The organism is Aureispira anguillae (assembly GCF_026000115.1).
GTDB lineage: Bacteria > Bacteroidota > Bacteroidia > Chitinophagales > Saprospiraceae > Aureispira > Aureispira anguillae.
Genome location: NZ_AP026867.1, coordinates 3632851 through 3651687, shown reverse-complemented (window position 1 = coordinate 3651687; position 18837 = coordinate 3632851). Strand labels below are relative to the sequence as shown.

The following is an 18837-nucleotide window of genomic DNA, read 5'->3' as shown; positions in this document are numbered from 1 at the left end:
TTAAGAGCGAGTTTTAACCTCACCAGCACCAGCTACTTGCAGGTCGGGAGTTTGTTCAACGGTCGTTTTTGCTTGAGGGGTTTCCGTGGGCAAATCGTTTTTCTTAGGAGCAATTTTCTTTTTCTTTTCTTCCAGTGCCAAAGCTTCTTGCTCTGCTTTTTTCTTTGCCTTTTGCTTTTTAATAAAGTAGACAGCACCACCGCCCAAAATGATAAAAGCAAGAATAGTAACTAAGATTTTGTATTTGTGTTTTTCCAACATGGTTTGTTTTTTAGGGATTGAACGAAGGGATATTTTAAGATTTGATTGATGTTCTTGGAGCTTAGATCGCTTCACTTTTAGAACTTAGATTTTAGATCCTAATTGTAGTTTAATAGGATCTAAAATCTAACAGCAAAGCGATCTAAAAGAGCCAACGCTCTAAGATCTAACTAAACAATAACATCTCTAAGGGCAGCAATACGTTGATAAATCAAATCAAAGTAGTTTTCACCATTGTAAGTACCTGTAGTTTTACAATTGGCATAACAGGCTTTCATGTGGGTAGTAATATCCTCGTTGTACTTGGATTTGTAGGCTTTGACTGCTGCCATAAAACGGGCAGCATCCAAATTGTACAGCTCCTTGATGGGATTACAACGCTCAGAAAAATCAAAGTAATAACGAGTGGTTAATCCTTTGTTTAATCGAATGAGCAAGGGGTTGGGATCGTAGGCAATAGTTTGTCCGTTTTGATCCTTAATATTGACTTTTACATCAATATTCTTTTGCTCGGTATTGTCTTTTTTAAAGTGTTTACCAAAGACAAAAACAAGGATCAAAACAAGGACTAAACCAGCACCCAACAACAAATGATGGTTGTTGATTTGGGGTTTGTTTTTCATGGTTGTAGTAAGAACTTAGGATTAGTTTAAAATCAAATCAATGGCATCGTTGGTGCTGCTGTCTTTAGGATCGTAATTATCCTCGTGGTCGTTGCCCGTATCAGGATCAATATAAGTAAAGACCCACCCGTCGCCCCCGTTTTCCACAGGAGCGGAAAGGGTTCGGATGGCTTCCCATTCGGTGACCTTGTTGAGCTGGTCAATAGCTTCGACCCAACGCTGAACAAAGGTGTAAAGATTACCAGCAACATAGGCAGGCTTTCCATTGTCGTTTATTTTGACGAGCCAGCGATCGTCCACCCAATGGCCGTTAAAGCCTTTGAAAAAGTCCATTTCGTTACGCTGTGCCCAATAGAACCAAATGTGGTCAGCACTAATGGTACTCGATACGGTGGTGCCTAGCAACAAATTCAACTGAATAGAAGGCAACCACCAAGGCATAGTGGTATCTCGTTTGTTGCTCAAATTTAAGCCTTGCCACCCTCTATCCAACAACTTTTGCAAATCGTGCCTAAGAGCGGGCCCCTGAGATTCGTGTTTGCCATAAATGGGGAAGGTCAAATAACGTTTGGCAGGATCAGAAGTCAAGTCAACGCCCGAAACTTTTCCAAACAAGGTATCAATGGCTTTTTGGGTATCGTTGTTGAAGTTAATCAACTCCTTACCAATGTCGTATTTGGCACGAATAATATCCATGATAGCAGGCTTAGACTGCAGGTGTTCTGCTTTGGCAGTAATCAACGCCTTTGCCTTGATGCCTTTGATGTATAAAGGCTTGGTTTGTTGAGGTGGTGGTTCATTGCCTGTATTTCCACTATTAAAGCTGGAATTATTATTGGCAAAAAGAAACTTAACTTGATCCTGAGTAAGTCCAGGGTTTTGGGTGGAGACATTTTTTCGACCTGTAATAACAGGTTGTTGACGGTCTTCTTGTTTTTCCTGGGGCTTTTCTTCGTCTTGATCTTTGGGTCGGGTGACTTTCCAAATGGCAAAACCACCCCCACCGAGAATAATCAAGATCCCTAAAATTAACAAAGGGGTTTTGAGCTTATTGGTTGGATTGTCCATTTTTGAGAACGATTAATAGGGTGATTAATAAAACGACTCCCCCAATAGCGCCGCCAATTAACCAGGGGGAAACCTTGGGTTTTGGTGGGTTGGGATTGGTGATATAAGTCGTACTGGGAGTAGTAGATTTACCCGTTAAGGAATTGATAAAGCCTGTAATACTATCCAAACCGTTGGCACCAGCATTGATAATATTGCCAACATTTTGAGGATTTTTGTCTGAACTACCACCATTGTTTGTATTGGTTGTGGTGTTTGTTGTGGTGGTGGTATTAGTATTGGATTTGTTTCTGTCTTCACTGACAGTGCCTTCCCCCTCTAAATGACAGGCAAAGAAGAGGGGCGCATCTGGATCATCGCAAGCCATTTATTGAGCTTTTTTTACAAGGTTAAAAGAAACGGCTAACACAAGAATCACCACACTAATTTGAAAAGCTAAACCAGTAATGCTTTTGGCGGTGCAATAGCCACAAGGTTTGGGTTTGGTGGTTGGATCAGTAGTCGTGGTAGTAACGACCACCATCGGCTCGGTGGTGGGTTGTGGTTTGGTAATTAAACCAGTGTCAGGCGTTGCCGTGGGAGTGGTGGTATTGGGGAGCACCAAATCTTTTTGGACAGCAGGAACAACAGGTGCAGTCGGTAAAGGATCTACAGACCTATTTTGGGCTTCAAGCGGAAGCGTACGAGTTTCAGAAAGGGTACCTAGGCTCATGGTTAGGGTTGTTTGTGGTAAAAGAAAATAAGGATAAGAATAAGAATCAAAACGACAACAGAGGCACTAATAATAAGGAGTTGATCTCGTCGTTTACGTTCTTCAATTTGTTGACTAGCTTGGGCTTGTTCGGATTGAGCAAGGGAGCCAAAGATGACCTTTAAATCTTTGTTGGTCATGCCATGGTTTCCAATGTTTAATCCACCATCCAAGATGCCAATATCTCCAGTAGAGATGGTATCAAAAAAGGAACCTGTCATAACAAAAGGGTTAAAAAAGCCAAGTAGTTATTATGGAATACTTCATTTATTTAGAAGGAAAGATTTAAAATAAAGTATTGGGCGAGGACATAATGAAGTACTTGGCTTATAAGGTTTAGGGAGGAGTTATGGATCGTGGGGCGGTCTAAGATCTAGCGAAGGTAGTATCTAGTGTTAGGTTGGCACCAATGCCTCTATAAATAGGAATTTCTAAGTAACCAAACCCATCTAGTTTAACATTGATGTCCGCAATAACACGGATGGTAGTCTGTTCATCACTAGCCAAAGATTTAGGGTACAAAATATTTTTATCGCCCAAGCTGGAGCCGTCGTGTTTGAATTGACGCTCGATCATTTTAGCAGTAAAATGCTTGTCATCATCGGCATCAATGTGCATGCCGTTAATGGTTAAGGATTTGCCCTCACGAGCTAAACGGGCAATAATATCCAAGGTTTCCTCGCCAAAGGTGCCGCCAACGACTAAACCTGTAGGAAAGCTAGGATCAGAGGGGAAAATGTCCATGCTTTGGCGATTAATACCAACACGCACCATCTCCTTAGCTTGGTATCTAAAATTGCCTTCTGCATCTTTTTCATCGGATAACATAAGGGTTAATTCCAATTGCCCTTGCTCTGCCATTTCTTTGCTTTGAGCGAGGATAGAATAGTTGTGGTCAACAATACCGCCCGCTTTTTGAACGTCGGTGATTAATTCCTGTTCAACAGTACCAGGAGTCAAAGGGCGGTATGATAATTTGCTATCCACATAAGCCCAAGGAGTAGCCATACATAGGTCGGTAGTAAAAGGGGCGTAAATACGTTTTACATTAGCCATTTTTTGAATTTAGTTTTGAGTTGTTTAAAGAAAAAAGGAAGGGATTTGATGTTGCTTTTACACCAATAGAAGGCAGATTTAAAGACCTGGAAATTGATGATAAAAAGAAAGATCAAAGAAAGGAGCATTAAACCCGTTCGGAGCCCATCTAAGACCAAAAGCATTTGGCTTTGGTGTTCGAGTAATTGGTACAAACGGACAATTTCATTGGCTTGGTGTTGGAGCCCAAGAAAGTTTAAATGTTGGATCAAACTATCCACGCCATCAGCGCAATAAACCCCAACATTAAAAAGCCCTAAGATCCAGCTAAAAAAAGCTTTGACGAGTTCTTTCATGTTAGAGTAATTTTTTGTTGATAACGAGAATAAGCAAGACCACCAAACCAATAACACCCACACCAAGATAGTCGGGTTTAATCTCAATGATGTGTTTGGATTCTGTGGGGATTAGCATAATAAAGACAAGGTTTAAGGGGGTTAGTTTTCTTGTATTTGACCTTACAAAGATGGCGCAAAATATGGTAAAAAACCTAATTTGAAAGGGTGTTTCGAGCGAAAAAGAGGCGTAATTTTAATGGAATTTGGATTGGTTTTTTAATCCCAAACAGAGGTGTATCTATTGCTACCAAAGAGCTAGAGCGCCCACCGCCAAAAAAATTACGTCTAAAATTACGCTTCGTTCATTTTTTGCGCTTTGAAAAGGGAAAAATTCGGACTCCGAGCTTGATTTGGTGGGCTTGTTGTAAAAGATCGTAATCATAGCCAAGCGCCCAACCTTTCTTGCTGACAAATTGCAAACCGACGGTCAAACTAGAAAAGGAATGGATATTCCCCCCAACACCAGCATTCAAAAACAGCCCATTGCTAGGAACAGGAACGGGCGTATTAATTTGAACGGTTTTGGTAACCAACTTTGGAATCTTGAGTTTATAATCCAACTTATTTTTAAGCAGCTCGCCCTGGACTAAAGACTCATAATAGAGGGTTAAGTTTTCATCTTCTAAGCTGTCTTTATACAATTTTGTTACAAGGTGCTGAGTAGTATCAATAGCATTTGAAGGGATAATATTCTTAGAAGAATCAATATAAACAATCCTAGGCTCAGGGATGGGCAGCCTAGGGAGCTGCACAACAACAGGAGCAGGCAAAATGGTATCTATAATAATGGTGGTATCTGCTTTGAATGGTTGGTTATGGTTGGAGCTAGCACCTTGCTTGCATTGCTGCAGAAAAATGAGATAAGCAAACAGGCCCAAAATCAACGCAAATTGAAAATTATCTTTCATCAACTGTGAAATTTTATATAGGCTTCAATAATAGCTACAACATAAGCAGCAATACGATCTCGTCCTTTTGGGGTCATTAAATAGGTTCTACATTCTAGCTCAGTGTCCATAAAGAAATTTTCCAATAGAATGGCAGGCATAGCGGTGAGATGGAGCAGATCATAGTTTTCTCGTTTGATGCCTCGAAAGGTACTTTCGGGAAAATGTCGAATAAATAAGAACTTTGTCCAGGCTGCTAAGCTCAAGCTGGAGCTGCTGGCATTGTGGGCGACAAAAACTTCTGAACCTTCTCCACCACCTGCATTAGAATGTAGATCAATCAAGAATGTTTTTTTGTGTTGGCGGTGAAAGCGATTGGCACGGGCGACCCTAGTTTTGCGGTTTAAATCGTGCTGCTCTGGGACTAAATCATAATAGGGAATGCCCTTAAAATGGAGCAATTCGATCACACGGTTTTTGATGGCACGATTGCATTCTCCTTCATAAAGAACAGCTCCATCTGACCAAATTGGCGAGCGTTTGCCCTTGGTTTGGTAAATGGAGCCAATCATACCACCATGACCATTACTGATAATCGGTATTGGGTACATGGTTTGGTTGTTTTGGTTAAAAATTAAGAATCGGATTGATGCTCTCCTAGGTTAGAAAATCGGCTTTGTTTTAGGTAGGTATCTTTAATGCGCTTAATCTGCTTTTTTTCATAGGAAGTATAAGAGTTTGGTTCTTGAGCAATGTAATTGTAGACGGGCTTAAAATGACGTTTGAGCACCATTTCAATAGAGGATCTACGCAGGGTAGAAAAAATGATTTCAAAGCTCACTTTTTCGACTGGAATATGGCTTAAAATGCCCCCTTTTTGAAAGAGCCGTAAAGCAGCACCATAGATGTTTGTAGAAATACCAATGTAGATAACCTGGTCTTTAATTCGGATCACATAAACGCCTTTTTGTTTGCGATAGCGACCGAGTAATTTTGAGGAGATGGGTGGATGAATGGTCAAGTTGGATGCTTGACGATTCATAAGAATAAATTGTGTATTTAAAATAGATTAAAACGAACGATTAAATGGCTAAAGTAGCAAAAAACTCATCTATATCAATAGGCTGAGTCCCTTCTTTATCAATTTTGAAAAATTCTAATTCAAAGTTAGAATTATAACGCATCATGAGGCTAAAATTACTCAAGGCTTTTAGGATAAAATCTTGAATGTTGATGCCTTTAATTTGTTGATGTACCAAATTTTGTAACATGGTTGGAACGGTTTGGAGTTGTAGATGAAAAATATCTTCCAACATTTGAGCCGCTTTTAATTCGTGAATACAAATTTTATCGGGTGTATAGACTTTACCAATGGCTTGCTCCCCAATTCTTGAAAGGGTTAAACTCAAATCAAAAGGATTTAATTGATTCTTATCTGCCACGTCGGTTAATAGATCCTCGATTATGTTACTGAGGTTTTGCTGCAGCGTGGGCAGATTCATTTTGATTAACGATTTTAACAACATAGTTATTTTTTCTTTTTGTTAGCGTAAAAAGGCGTATAAGACAGCTCGCCTGAATCCATAATCAAGGTACAATAACTGTACTTAGGAGCATCTTTGAGCGTCTGATAGGCTTTGAGTAATTTTCTAAAATGTGGAATAATTTTACTTTTGTGCATGGGTGGAGCTACGTTGTTTTTAAAGAACTTGGCTTTGGTTAAGGCACCCCAAGCACCATTGGGAAACATATTTGGGTCATGGAAGACCAGGGCGAACCAGATGCCGACATGCTTGGCTCGATAAAAGCAAGCTTTTTGTGCTTGGGTTAAGGTGGAGCTCAAGATATTGGTGGCATCGTCAATGATAAAAAATAGACCTTCATAGCCTTGCCTGGAGAGGCGTTTGTACAACAATTGCTCGGTCAGTTTTTCGTCTGCCATCATTGCTTTGACCTTTTTGCCTCGAAACTTTTTCATAAAATGCTTTTCAAATACATAGTCTTTGCCTTTGTAAGAAAAGTATAATTCCTGCTCTTTTTTATCGGACCACAATTCAATCAATTCAAAACCCACCCAATCTTTGTCCCAACCCGAATTGTAAACAAAAATAGTAGGTCGATTACAACGCAAGACAAATTGTTGTAGATCGTAAGTTTTGCCCGAATGTGGCTTACCAAAATAGGCTAAAAAGAAAGGATGGTTTAAATCAATGGCCATAGTTGGTGATTAAAAGGGTTATTCGCCATAAATAATGGCTCTAATTTCAGGGTTCGTTTTCCCTTGGTCAATTAACGTTTGGATTTCAGGACTTGGGATTTCGTGAGCAATTTCTATTGCACAATAAGTGTTATTGGGCAAGCGCTTGTACGTCCCTTTGGTTTTGTGGATCTCAAATAATTTTCGCCCGTCCTGGTATTCTTTCAAATGGCTAAAATCAGAAGTGGGCTCGCCTGCAGCTTGTTCTTGTTCTTCATCTTCTAGGCTTTCTTCTTGAGTAATTGCTGCAGCGCTTGGAGCTGGACTCGGTTTCATTTGCTTGAGCTGGTACTTGTGCCAAAAAGCAGCACCAAAACCAGCCGCTGCCCAAGTCCCCACGGCTAACAATAGAGTCATTAAAGGAGTAGGCGCTTTAATTTCCTGTGTACTCAAATATTCCTGAACGGCAGAAATCAACACTTTTTTTGCTTTTTCATCGGCGGTATATTCTGCCACGTGTTGCCCACTAATGGAGCTACACAATTGCGCTTTGGCTAGGTCAATATAGGTGAAGGCAATTTCGCCCAATTCTGCCAAGTTTTTGAGATTTTTAGTACTCTCACCCGTTGCCTTTTTTATCTCTTCAACAGGGTTAGTTTTTGGCGTTTCCTGGACATATTCATTTAATGGATCTTCTTGTGTTTCTGGAATGGGATCGTTGTCCATTGAATCGTCCAAATGAAAAGCAGTGTCAGAATTATTTTCGGCAGTTTCTGTTTCAGTTTCTGCGTCAGTTTCTAGATTATTTCTGTCCAGTTTCTGCTCCCTGTCAAAATCAGTTTTTGTGCCAGTACTGCCAGTAAACGCAGTTTCTTGCAGTTTCTGAGCAGTTTCTACCTCAATTTCAAAATCAGTTTCTATGCCGTTTTCTAAACGAGTTTCTAGCGTCATTTTTTCCTGTTCCTGGATAAATTCTTGCTGCATTTGTTCGGCTAAATCAAGAGGGTTGTTTTCTAGGTTGTTTTCCATTTTTTTTACAGTTTTTGAACCTTTTTGGACAATGACTTTAGCTCCATAATAACGGCCGCATTAGTGGCATGAGCCGCCAAAGAAAAATTATCGCTCATGGCTTGGTTATCGTCCAAATCGAGCAAGTCATCGTCAAAGATTCCAGTGTTTAAAATACGAGCTTCGTGGGCTTCTAGTTTGTTGATTTGTGTACTAATTAAGGATAAAACCTCTGTTTTATCAATGGGCTGTGGCTGGTCGCTTTGGGCGTTGCCTTGGAGTTGTTTTTTCATACCGTATTGTTTTTTATGACAAAATAAATTATATCTGTAAAAGTATTGTATGAAATTTAGAAAGGGAAGTTTTAGCGCTGAGCTGGGGTTATTTTGTGACGTATATTTGAAAGTAGTTTAGACTAAGTTCTATTAGAAGCAATAAAAAAGGGAGACTGTTTGAACACAATCTCCCCTTTGAAAAAATCAAGTAGCCTAAACCGCTTTCAAGGCGCAAGCGACTCGCTCCTGTGCCATCTGGTAATAATCCTGGTTCATTTCAAAGCCAATAAAATTACGCTGCTCCAAAATAGCAGCAACGGCAGTAGTCCCACTCCCAATGCAATTATCCAAAACCGTTTCACCTTTATTGGTAAAGGAACGGATCAAATAAGCGACCAAATCGACAGGCTTCTCCGTTGGGTGCATGCCCTTACGGTGCATACTTTTAACAGGGAGCACGGATTCGCCAAACTCCAGGACAGAATCAGGGTAACGAGTACCATCGTCAATATATTGATAATTGGTAGATTCACTGGAAAGTCTAAAGGCTTTGCGTTTGTTGGAATGCGTTGTTTTTTTAGCCTTTCCTTTAGCGATAAACCGAGGATCAATGGGGTACTTTTGCGGATGATAAACGGGGCTTTTTCGGTAAATAATCAAAACGTTTTCATGCTGTTTTAGGTGTTGTTTTTTAGCATTAAGAAAACCACTCCCACTGCTTTTATACCAAATTAATTCACGGTATTTATAGCCCTTGGGAATGGAGTTGATAATTTCATTGGTAAAGGGATGCACTCCTGTTAATACTACCACACCATTTTTTTTAAGGATGCGCCCGTATTGTTCCCAAAGTGGCTCAAAAGGAATTTTTACATCCCATTTTGTGTATTTGGTTTTAAGCATCCCATAAGGCAAGTCAGCAAAAATCATATCAATAGAGCCAGTAGGAATGGCAGCCATTCCCTTTAGGCAGTCCATATTAAAAATTTGGTTAATCATGTGTTTTAAGATTAGAGTCCTGTTTAAATTTAAAAATGCTTTCTCATTTGAATCAATAACTTGTCAAAGAGCGGCACGACCGTTTTTATTTCCGAAAGGAGCATATATTGAGCGGTGTGGTACTTGGTTTTAGTTAGAAAGACATTTTTAATCTTCAATTCCTTTAGTTTATAAGAAATGTACTGTTCAAATAAACGAGCAAAAATCTCATTTCTACTTAGAAAATAATCCAAATAACGATCAGGAAGCAGCTCCTTAATACGTCTCACATAAGCAGACTCAGAGCGTTTGCTGCTATCCCAATACGCCTTTTCTAAAATGGACTCCATCAAATAGCGCATGGGGTACTTGTTTTTGTCATACTGAATTCTTGTAGGATTGGTAGAATCACCATTGGATAAGGAGTAAGCACTAGCGATTGTTTCCACCCTGGAACCAAAGAAGTAATCCAAGAAATGCCCATACTCATGGGCAAAAGACCCCACCCCACCTGAAATAACAAAACGGGTTGGTTTGGTGTATGGCTCATCAAAACGGTGCGCTTCCTTGTAACGAGTCATGTTGATGATGTGCGACCATGGCTCATAATGCGCTTTAGCTCCTTTTTTGCCCCTTGCCCCAAAGGCAACGCCTAAATGTTTGTCTAAGCCTAAATTATGCCCTTTAAAACGCAGTACTCGATTGAGATCAAATAAACAAACGGCTAGAGCTGCTAAATAATTAAAGCGATCTTCATGAGTGACCCAGTTGCCAAATTGATAGCCTTTGAGTTTAAAGAATTCTGATACATCTCGTATATCTTTGATCTTTTTTAGATCATGACTGGCATCCCCTTTTCTAAATTCCTGGTAAACTATTTTAAAGCCTTGGTCTTGCCACCATTGCTCCGCCTTTGAACCGCCCTCAGGACGTAAGGTATCTATAATTTTCATGAGCGCTTGCGGTTTGATTTTGTTTTAGAATTTGATTTGGGCTTACGGAGTTTTTTTTGATGCTCTTGATTTAATAAAAAATCAGGGACAGCCATGCCGACGACTTCTTCTCCTGGTCTTAGTTTAGCTCTCGTTTTTTTTAGCTTTTTCATGTGCATTAGAATTTTGTAAATAATTGTAAAAGCCCTAAACTAAGGCATTGTAAGGCTATATGCAAGCAAATAAAAAACGCCACTAGAAACTAATGGCGTAAATTTGAAAAGATTGTTTTTAAAAGAGACATTCACAAGGTTGAGCAACGAAATTTAAATGTTTAGTTTTAGCACTTTGTCTGCTATGATTTAGCGGTTTTGCTGCAGCTCTTTTTGAAGTTGAAAGATTTCTTCATTGAGTATTTCATTCTCTTGTTTTAGATCCTGAATCTCGTCCTTTATCCTACTTTGTTGAATGGTTATTATTACAATGTCATAGGCATTCCAAATAAACAGAATAAAAAAGGCAGTACATAAGCAAAATAATGGAGTCAATTTTTTTCTTGGATTGATGCGGTTTGAATTGATTGTGTTTTTCATAAAATTAAGATGTTAGTCGATTTTGAAGTTGTTGCATATAAGTTTTAGTACTAGAGATTTTAATTTTAAGATCATAGATCTTTTGTTCCTGGTTCAAGCGCTCCAAATTAGAGTTGCTTTGAATGGTTGTTAAAAGGAGCTGTTCTTTTTGTAATTTCTGCAGTAGTTTTTGGTGTAGCTGCTGCAGTATGATAATATAATGTTGGTTAGCCATAATGAGTTGTTTTTTTACTGCAGCAGTACTGCTGTAGTACTACTGCAGTACTGCTTGGTTTTTAGTTAGATGAAGCGGAGGACTTTTTCTCCCTAGCAGCAATCAAACAAGAGCGCTTGCAGTAGGTATGATTGTGCGATTTGTGAATAAACCCATTGCCACACTGAGGGCAAATTCGAGTGTATTCCTTCTTGATTTTATCCTCTTTTTGTGGCTGTTTTTGCGGTTGTTTTTGTGGTTGTTGATAATCAATGAAACCAATCTTTTGAATATTGGGAGCTTCGTGCGCTTGTTCGGCGTTTTTTTCCAAATTATCGCCGTAGTACTGCTGCAGTACTGCAGTAGTACTTCCTTTATTTATCGGGGTTTGGGCGTTTTCTGCCTTTTCCTCTTTTTCCTTAAGACATTCGGTGTAATACCACCAAGAAAAGCACATAGAAAGGAGAAATAAAAGCTCAAAACCAATGGCAGCACGAACGAGCTGTGTGCCTAACTTTTCCCGTTCTACAATCATGGTATTTTTCCTGGACTGAAAATCTTGTGCAGCTTTTTCTTGTAGCGCTTGGTTATCGAGTAGGAGGGCAGCCAGAGCAGCATCCTTTTGGGTCTGTGTGGCTTCAATTTTTTGATTGTATTGTTCCACGACTTTGGAATCTTTTCGAGCCAATCGACCTTGGTACAACCTTGTTTTTCTGTAGTTGTCTCGTTCCTGTTCTAAAGAAAGAATTCGATTGTTAAAATCGGTTTCTATGCCTTGCGAGCTTTTAAGCCTAGGGCTATGAAAGTTTACCTCGTCCACCAATAGGGAAGGGAGGATCTTAGCGCCTTCAATGGAAATAAAAATACTCGCTCCAACGGTTACCAGGGCCAAGAACGCCGAGAACTTTTCAACGTCTTGGTATTGGAATAACCCTTTCATGACATCATGAGTAGATTCTCGTTTAATGACCTCGATCATTAGCACCAAGGCAGCCGAACAGGCAATGCGGAGCATCCAATGGATATTGATAAAAAGATAGGAGAGCATGGTAAATGCGGTGGTTAAACTAGCGAGTTGAGCAATGGCTCCCATGCCTAGAAATGCCATGTTTGCCCATGCAAAACGTCTAGCAAAGTTCTTGTGCTCAAACTTCTGGTCTAGGGTTTTGCTTAATGACCAATTAAAAATGGCGTAATTTTTAAGTTTGCGTTGTTTACTGTGTGGGTTTTCTGCAAAAGTTGTCATAACTTTGATGTTTTAAGAAAGTTGTCTAAGAGGATTACTAGTTGCCGCTAGTAATCCTTTTTTTATTGTTCTGTGTTAAATCAAATTGCTCAAGTTGAACATTGAGCTCATAAAGAATAGTAGTTAAATAGGGATCATCAATAGAAGCGAGTCCGATGGAATACTGCAGAGCGTGTTTTTCTGTAGGGCTGAGCTGCAGGCGATAGGCTTTTTTTGCTTGTATTCCTGAACGGGTTCTAAGTTTGTTGATTTTAAGAATGATTTGAATGTTGGCAGCTTTCCAACACGCTTGCAGAGCATCGTCCTCAGCTTGGGGGCTAGAGTAGGTGAGGAGAAATTGAGCGAAGTAGAACCATTGTCTCAGTTCCAATTGAATGGGAATCTTGAGGACTTGGATCTGTTCAAAAGAGTGGTAGTAGTTCATAATTTAAAGAATTGACCTTTGATAAAATTTTGAGTGTGTTTTCCATTTTCATAGACCATGATCCGCTCAACGTCTTGGTTCCAATATTGAGGGATCTCGGTTAGTTCTTGAATGGGCATACTTAAGCCTTTAGTGCGTCCTGTTTTAAGCTTGTAAGCAGCCGTATAAATGATGTAAAGCTTTAGTTTTACCTTGCCTAAGAGCATTTGAAATTTATCTTTGCTTAGTTGTTGATCCTGTGTTTTTGGATGATAATAAGCTTGAATTTGATTAGTTTTGTTATCGTATAAAACCGCCCATTCAAATGCTTTTCCTTTGATGAACACACGCTCCAAACGATCAACTCCCAAGGCTGGATGGTTAGGCGTTCTATAGTCCAAGGAATAGCGCTTAATAGGAGTGGAGCTGTTGCTGGTTTTGATTAATAAATAAGTTAAGGAATCTTTTTTTAGTTTGAATTCAGGTTTTGAGCCACTAGAACTAGCCATAATTAAGAGAGTTGATTTGAAAAAATAGGTTGTAAGCGATCTTTGAATTTTTGAATCAGTTTGTTTTTCTGCGCTTGGCTGACTCCAGGAGGCGCTTGTGCAATCATGCCTCGCACTTTTCGCCATGCTTTTTCCGTCACATTGATGGCATATTGTGTGCTACCATCTTGAATGGCTTGTAAAGCGGAGGTATGGGCTTGATTCACTTGTTCCATGACCATTTGATAATAGGACAAGCTTCGATTTTTAGGGCTAAATTTGGTGTAAATGGTGGCAAAATCGGCTTTAGAATAGTCCAAGGCTCGCTCCCAATGCTTAGAAATGAAATATTGAGTTGGAGCAAAGATTTTATCCATATAATCGTTTTTAAGGGCGTTTTCTCGCTGCTTTTGCAGGGCTTCTGCTACGATTCTAAGGGCAGAAAGCTCCACATTAGGCAGTTTTTTAGCAAACCAATCGTTTAACATTTTCCATTGGTGCTTAGGATTCTTAGCCAAACCTTTGTAATAGGCAGAATCTTTGAATTGTTCGAGCTTTTGCTTGCGAAATAGACGCACATAATCCTCAGTCAAGCGCAAGTGGGAGCGGAGCAGGTCAACGGCTTGCTGCGTTTGGGCAACATTAAAGTTTTTCCCGTTCCAAAGCCCAGCACGAGCTTGCTCAAATAGCTGGCGAGTCAAGAACTCTTCTTTGTTTGTCGAAGGAATAAAGACCTTTTGTGTAAAATTTCTCGGCAAATTGTTTGCATTTGAATTGGAAATAGACTTGCTTCCCTGCTCTGCACCTGAGTTAGTTGAATGCTTAAGCTCTGCGTTAGCAGAAGCCTTATTCACAGATCCAGTAGGTGTTCTATTATATTGTTTTAAAGTATCTATATTATCTAGTATAGTCATCTGTGGAAAAGATGTCGTATTATCCGCAGAATCAAGGGGCAGGGCGTTGTCCAAATTTGGCGCATCAAGGCTGCTATTTGCCTCAGTTTGCCCCCAAACCAAGACCTCCGAGTTCAGGATCAATTTAAACTTACCACGCCCAGCAGGGTGCTCGTGCATGGGTTTGGGGTAATCTTTGCCAGTAGCCAAGAAATTGACCTTCTTAACCAAAATTTTAGCGGCTAAGAGCTTTTGAATACAAGATCGAACGGTACGCCCACTAATTTGTAATAGGGGACGAGCGGCTTGTTTATTGACCATGGTAGCCAAATACTCATTGTTGGCAAAACAAAAGAATTGCTGCTCCTGTACCGCCAAATCAAAAACGTTTGATTGCTCGGTTTTCATAGCTTCCATAGTGCGAGGCATTAAAGACAAGATGGCTTGTAGTACATCGTGTACACTGGAAACCATTCCACCTCGTTTGTGGCTTCTACGCCACTTTTTTTGATAGATCTCCATCAAATCATAGACCTTTTCTAAGGTTTGATTTCTGTCGAGCAGATCATAGATAGAAAATTGATGGAATTTAGTTGATAGTTCCATTGGTATGTAATTATAGTGGTTTAAAAATGGTACAGCGGTGAAGCTGTACCTCGGCATATAAGTCGCCGTGACTGTGACAAGTATAAACTTGCTACCCTGTGATCAGAAGGAGACTCGAACTCCTTTAATTGCTGCGGATTTGCAATCTTTCCTATCTGGTCATTTTTTAGATTGGATGCAGCAATGCTACATCCAACCTATGTTAAAAATGTGCTGCTATGCAAAAGATGCAGCATGATGGAGGTTGTTGCGCTGATAAGCTTCAACTTCTTCCTTGACAAAAAATAGATAGCCCGTTTTTTTATACTTGCGTCCATCTAGTTTACCTTCCTCATTGAGCTTTCGTACAGTTCTAGGTTGTAAACCTAATACATGTGCCGTTTCGACTGTATTTATATAGCTCTTGTCTTTAATGAGTAATAGTTTTAGCTCTTCTTTGAACTCTTCTTTAACTTCTACCTTGACCTCCTCTTTGATTTCTTCCTTAACTTCTTCTTTTAGTTCTTCTCTAAGTTCTTCTCTGAGTTCTGCTTTGAGCTGTAATTTTAATACTTCTACAAATGTTTGATCCATCATATTAAGTTTGATTTTTTGGATGGATTTCCATGATTTTTATATGATAATTATTGAATTAAAGAATGTTGTCGAATGGTTATTTTATCAATGCCCAAATCAAATTGATTGACCAACTCAATGGCTTTTATATCTAATAGTTCTCCCAATTTTAATACAACTTCATAAGGTGTATCTGCAGGCGTTTTGAGTAATCTGGTGAGCTTGTTTTGGCTAATGCCTAGCGTTTTGCTAAGTGCTTCAAATTGGTCAATCGAAAGTGTTTGCCGTAAAAACTGACAAAAGGTGAGTGTTTCGTTGTCGGTCATAAAATTTTTTGTTTGGGCATGGCTTCGCCTTACCGCCTTTTGAGCAGTTAAAAGCCACTGTTAATTTAAAATAGAGTAGGGCTATCTTTTTTTAACATTTGCAAAGGTCACAAAGTAAAAAGTTAGCGCATGAATATTTATTTGTTTTGTTGGACGCTAAAAGCTGCCTTTTAGTTGTTGATTTTCCATCCTCATAAAATTTCAACAATACCTCTTTGGTACGCCCAAATCCATTCATCCTAGTATGAATTGTTATTTTTTAGGTTCGATTCTCGGTTTTTAGTCTACATTTGTCTACATTAGTCTACACTATGTAGGAGTAAATAAGCTTTTTAGTTTGTTTATATTCTTTTTTTGTTAAAATGTTTTTGGCTACTATGACTATTGTGTTTGCCTTACATTACAAATATGAGTCTTTTTTAACTTAAAACAAAATTAATTAGCATTTAAAATGCTAATAGTTTTTGTTTAATTATTTATATATATAAATAAATGGCTGTACATCAACGTTTTGAGGAATTATTGAATAAGTTAAAAACTAATGGTACTAAATTGTCAAAGGAACTTAGTGTTTCTCAAACAGCAATATCTAGAGTTTTGAATGGGAGTACGCTACCTAGTTCAAAAATACTAATCCCTTTGGTAGATAAATATCCTAGAGTCAATTTAACTTGGCTATTAATAGGAAAAGGGGAGATGTTTGTACATGAAAATCCTGTAGATAAAGATTACTTAGATCGGCTAGCTGATAGTTTAGAAAGGGAAAATCATTTGTTAAGGGATCGTATTGATTTTTTGGCAGAAGAACTAGAAGCAATTCGAAAAGAAGTGGAAGCAATGCCCGATGAGGACTAGGTTCTAATTCTTTTTTAGGAATATTTTAACTTTCAAAATGAATTATTTTTGTTTTAGTTGTGTTACTTTTAATCCCCTCCCCGATTATTTGGTTAAACTAAACAATTCATATTCATGCACTTCTAAAATGAAAGTTAAGCGAAAGGAGCGGTTATTGCAAAGGTTATCGAGGCTAGACAAACTAGTTAAGACTGCTAAGGAAGCAGTTAAAAGTCAAAATGTTAAAAAAATTCTAAACTAAAAAAACAGCTACAAAAAACAAAAAAGCAGCAAGGACTAAACTCTTTGCTGCTTTTTTATTTAAAAATATGCTTATTGTATTTATGATTTTTGGACTAATATTCCCATAATAAGTTTTATTTTTTTATTTAGGAAAAATGTATCCTTAGGTTAGAGTAACATTATCATAAGTAAAAAGATAGTGAAAAGTAGAAATTATATGAATTACCTTGAAGAGCTAATATTCCGAATTCAATTGTTTTTTCTTAAAACTCCTAGTCAAAAAAACTTAGATAAACTGTTTCGAAATTGCAAAAAGATAATTATAAAAGAACGTGAAAAATTGCCAAAGGGACAATCTAGCGGTATTGTGGGAGAAAAAACAATACTAACAATTCAATCAAAAGCAGAGATAGCTAAAGTTGTAAATTTCTTCAAAATAAATGAAGAGGTTTCAGGAGCTCTTATGACGTTATCTTTGTGGACATTTGTTATTGTAAATTCTTGGGGGATAAGAAAAAGAATTGAACTTGTATACGGCGGAGATTGGATAAGAGTTGATGCTTGGAAAGAAAGTGCTCCTTTATTAGATGCTGAACCATTTTTAATATGGCTTAGTGAAAATGGAATTCGAGAGCCATTGGAATCTTGGCTTAGTCTAACTAAAGAATCGAAAAATGAATTTCCTGATTGTGGTATTTAAAAATGATTAGCTAGTTTTTCTAGCTAATCATTTTTAAGAAATTTCTACCAATCAATCTTATCCAAAGCATCATTAATAATCTTATTAGAAAGATGCAAATAAACCATAGTAGTATCTAATTTTGAATGTTGGAGCAATGACTTAAGAATATGAATAGGCACCTTAGATGCCAAATGTGTGGCGAAGGTATGCCGAGCCACATGGCTAGTGAGCTGCTTATGGATATTGGCCCGTTTTCCCAAGACCTTTAAAATTCGATTGTAATACTGATTGGCGTATTCGTGAAAAATGGGCGTGTTAGGAGTCATACTTTTAAACACGTACTTATTAATAACCTTTGTTGTTTTTTCTCCATAGAGTTTATACAGAGGGAGGATCAGTTGCTTATTGGTCTTTTTGGCAATGATTTTTAAAAGATAGCCCTGCTCGTCTTCTTCGATATTTTCCCGTTTGACCGATCGCACGTCTGCAAAGCGCAAGCCCGTATAACAAGAAAACAAAAACATATCCCGAATTAGCTCTAGGTAAAATTCATCTTTAGGAAAGACGAGCTGCTCCAGCTGGGCGACTTCTTGTTGCGTGAGTACAGTACGTTCTGTTTTAACCTGCTTTGGGCTAAACTTTTTATAAGGATTCTTATTGGCATCAAAAATATCTCGTTTGATCGCTACATTAATATAGCGTCTAACTTGTTTGTGATGGGTGTAAATTGTATTAATGTGCAAGCCATGGCTGCTCAAAAAACGGTCATACTCCAGGATTAAATCATAAGTCAAGTCTGCAAAAAGAATTTTCTTTCGGAACTTCTTGAGATAGTTGAGCGCTGTCTTTTGTTTTTTCTTCGTTTCATTGGCTAGGGTAGAGCTGTTGGTCATTTCGTATTCAAAGAATTCTGTAAAAGAATTTAGATCTTCATAGCGTGTGGTATTATCAAGTTGTTGCAAGGTGACAGAACCTTGTTTTTTCATCAACTCTAGGGCGTAGGTTTCCATTCGATCAATTTGTCGTCGAATCTCATTGTTAAATGCCATAGAATTGGGATGGTCTACCACTTGTTTGCGTCGAGGGCTCCATTGTCTAGGAGTAACATAAATGTTCGTAGAAAAGTATTTGGCTTTGTTATTCAAATAAGCTTTAATTTGAATAAGAGCAGTTCCATTTTTGCGGAGCTTGTGTTTACGGTTGTAAACAATCGAAAAATTAATCATGGTTTTAATACTAAAAATTAAAGAAAATGAAAAAACTCCTTTAATCAAGTATTAATATGGGAACAAAACGGGTACCGAATGGGTACCGAAAAACAATGTAGAAGTATGTAAACGAAACGTAACATGGAATAAAAAA

The 18837-nt window shown here is 38.4% G+C and carries 28 protein-coding genes; 2 read left to right on the top strand and 26 right to left on the bottom strand.

Translation table 11 applies throughout. From position 1 onward, the window contains the following. From AsAng_RS14280 to AsAng_RS14160, 25 genes are all read right to left on the bottom strand, one after another. Positions 1-261 (bottom strand): hypothetical protein, encoded by a 261-nt coding sequence (locus AsAng_RS14280; protein ID WP_264793462.1) that lies wholly within the window; start codon positions 259-261, stop codon positions 1-3. Positions 262-431: 170 nt separating this feature from the next. Then, on the bottom strand, positions 432-884 hold the full coding sequence (locus tag AsAng_RS14275; protein ID WP_264793461.1) for a hypothetical protein: 453 nt from the start codon (positions 882-884) through the stop codon (positions 432-434). A 21-nt stretch (positions 885-905) separates the two neighbouring features. Next, the gene (locus tag AsAng_RS14270) at positions 906-1952 is read right to left on the bottom strand and encodes a hypothetical protein (protein ID WP_264793460.1); all 1047 of its coding nucleotides are present in this window, start codon (positions 1950-1952) and stop codon (positions 906-908) included. Next, the gene (locus AsAng_RS14265) at positions 1933-2319 is read right to left on the bottom strand and encodes a hypothetical protein (RefSeq protein WP_264793459.1); all 387 of its coding nucleotides are present in this window, start codon (positions 2317-2319) and stop codon (positions 1933-1935) included. The genes AsAng_RS14270 and AsAng_RS14265 overlap by 20 nt, the downstream gene beginning before the upstream one ends. Next, entirely contained in the window at positions 2320-2664 is a 345-nt protein-coding gene (locus AsAng_RS14260) for a hypothetical protein (RefSeq protein WP_264793458.1), read from the bottom strand. It abuts the gene before it with no gap. Between the two features lie 2 nt (positions 2665-2666). After that, positions 2667-2924 (bottom strand): hypothetical protein, encoded by a 258-nt coding sequence (locus AsAng_RS14255; protein ID WP_264793457.1) that lies wholly within the window; start codon positions 2922-2924, stop codon positions 2667-2669. Between the two features lie 145 nt (positions 2925-3069). Next, on the bottom strand, positions 3070-3759 hold the full coding sequence (locus tag AsAng_RS14250; protein ID WP_264793456.1) for a hypothetical protein: 690 nt from the start codon (positions 3757-3759) through the stop codon (positions 3070-3072). After that, positions 3747-4094, bottom strand: a complete 348-nt coding sequence (locus tag AsAng_RS14245) for a hypothetical protein (protein WP_264793455.1) — start codon at positions 4092-4094, stop codon at positions 3747-3749. Before AsAng_RS14245 ends, AsAng_RS14250 begins: the two co-directional genes overlap by 13 nt. Positions 4095-4438: 344 nt before the next feature. Continuing rightward, positions 4439-5044, bottom strand: coding sequence for a hypothetical protein (locus tag AsAng_RS14240; RefSeq protein ID WP_264793454.1), 606 nt, complete (start codon positions 5042-5044; stop codon positions 4439-4441). Continuing rightward, positions 5044-5634: an N-acetylmuramoyl-L-alanine amidase gene (locus AsAng_RS14235; RefSeq protein WP_264793453.1), complete on the bottom strand. Its 591-nt coding sequence runs from the start codon at positions 5632-5634 to the stop codon at positions 5044-5046. The genes AsAng_RS14240 and AsAng_RS14235 overlap by 1 nt, the downstream gene beginning before the upstream one ends. Positions 5635-5657: 23 nt before the next feature. Further along, complete coding sequence (locus AsAng_RS14230) at positions 5658-6065, bottom strand: hypothetical protein (protein ID WP_264793452.1); 408 nt, start codon at positions 6063-6065, stop codon at positions 5658-5660. A 40-nt stretch (positions 6066-6105) separates the two neighbouring features. After that, positions 6106-6525, bottom strand: a complete 420-nt coding sequence (locus AsAng_RS14225; RefSeq protein WP_264793451.1) for a hypothetical protein — start codon at positions 6523-6525, stop codon at positions 6106-6108. Between the two features lie 26 nt (positions 6526-6551). Continuing rightward, complete coding sequence (locus tag AsAng_RS14220; protein WP_264793450.1) at positions 6552-7241, bottom strand: hypothetical protein; 690 nt, start codon at positions 7239-7241, stop codon at positions 6552-6554. Positions 7242-7259: 18 nt separating this feature from the next. Further along, positions 7260-8249: a hypothetical protein gene (locus tag AsAng_RS14215; protein ID WP_264793449.1), complete on the bottom strand. Its 990-nt coding sequence runs from the start codon at positions 8247-8249 to the stop codon at positions 7260-7262. 5 nt (positions 8250-8254) lie between these two features. Then, positions 8255-8521, bottom strand: coding sequence for a hypothetical protein (locus AsAng_RS14210; protein ID WP_264793448.1), 267 nt, complete (start codon positions 8519-8521; stop codon positions 8255-8257). Between the two features lie 195 nt (positions 8522-8716). Next, positions 8717-9502: a DNA-methyltransferase gene (locus tag AsAng_RS14205; protein WP_264793447.1), complete on the bottom strand. Its 786-nt coding sequence runs from the start codon at positions 9500-9502 to the stop codon at positions 8717-8719. 29 nt (positions 9503-9531) lie between these two features. Beyond that, entirely contained in the window at positions 9532-10434 is a 903-nt protein-coding gene (locus AsAng_RS14200; RefSeq protein ID WP_264793446.1) for an LPD1 domain-containing protein, read from the bottom strand. Then, positions 10431-10586 carry a hypothetical protein gene (locus AsAng_RS14195; protein ID WP_264793445.1) on the bottom strand — a complete coding sequence of 52 codons (156 nt, stop codon included), beginning with the start codon at positions 10584-10586 and terminating at the stop codon, positions 10431-10433. The genes AsAng_RS14200 and AsAng_RS14195 overlap by 4 nt, the downstream gene beginning before the upstream one ends. 189 nt (positions 10587-10775) lie before the next feature. Then, positions 10776-11006 carry a hypothetical protein gene (locus tag AsAng_RS14190; RefSeq protein WP_264793444.1) on the bottom strand — a complete coding sequence of 77 codons (231 nt, stop codon included), beginning with the start codon at positions 11004-11006 and terminating at the stop codon, positions 10776-10778. A 275-nt stretch (positions 11007-11281) separates the two neighbouring features. Then, positions 11282-12445: a hypothetical protein gene (locus tag AsAng_RS14185; RefSeq protein WP_264793443.1), complete on the bottom strand. Its 1164-nt coding sequence runs from the start codon at positions 12443-12445 to the stop codon at positions 11282-11284. Positions 12446-12482: 37 nt separating this feature from the next. Next, complete coding sequence (locus AsAng_RS14180) at positions 12483-12869, bottom strand: hypothetical protein (protein ID WP_264793442.1); 387 nt, start codon at positions 12867-12869, stop codon at positions 12483-12485. After that, complete coding sequence (locus AsAng_RS14175; RefSeq protein ID WP_264793441.1) at positions 12866-13357, bottom strand: hypothetical protein; 492 nt, start codon at positions 13355-13357, stop codon at positions 12866-12868. Before AsAng_RS14175 ends, AsAng_RS14180 begins: the two co-directional genes overlap by 4 nt. Positions 13358-13359: 2 nt before the next feature. Then, the gene (locus AsAng_RS14170) at positions 13360-14835 is read right to left on the bottom strand and encodes a hypothetical protein (RefSeq protein ID WP_264793440.1); all 1476 of its coding nucleotides are present in this window, start codon (positions 14833-14835) and stop codon (positions 13360-13362) included. Positions 14836-15051: 216 nt separating this feature from the next. Continuing rightward, positions 15052-15411 (bottom strand): helix-turn-helix domain-containing protein, encoded by a 360-nt coding sequence (locus AsAng_RS14165; protein ID WP_264793439.1) that lies wholly within the window; start codon positions 15409-15411, stop codon positions 15052-15054. 47 nt (positions 15412-15458) lie between these two features. Then, entirely contained in the window at positions 15459-15716 is a 258-nt protein-coding gene (locus AsAng_RS14160) for a hypothetical protein (RefSeq protein ID WP_264793438.1), read from the bottom strand. 492 nt (positions 15717-16208) lie between these two features. On the opposite strand from AsAng_RS14160, the gene AsAng_RS14155 reads away from it, so the two are divergent. Both AsAng_RS14155 and AsAng_RS14150 read left to right on the top strand, forming a co-directional pair. Then, complete coding sequence (locus AsAng_RS14155) at positions 16209-16571, top strand: helix-turn-helix domain-containing protein (protein ID WP_264793437.1); 363 nt, start codon at positions 16209-16211, stop codon at positions 16569-16571. A 439-nt stretch (positions 16572-17010) separates the two neighbouring features. After that, entirely contained in the window at positions 17011-17493 is a 483-nt protein-coding gene (locus AsAng_RS14150; protein WP_264793436.1) for a hypothetical protein, read from the top strand. Positions 17494-17537: 44 nt separating this feature from the next. Here the strand turns inward: AsAng_RS14150 and AsAng_RS14145 are convergent, their stop codons facing one another. After that, positions 17538-18701, bottom strand: a complete 1164-nt coding sequence (locus tag AsAng_RS14145) for a site-specific integrase (RefSeq protein WP_264793435.1) — start codon at positions 18699-18701, stop codon at positions 17538-17540. Between the last annotated feature and the right edge of the window lie 136 nt (positions 18702-18837).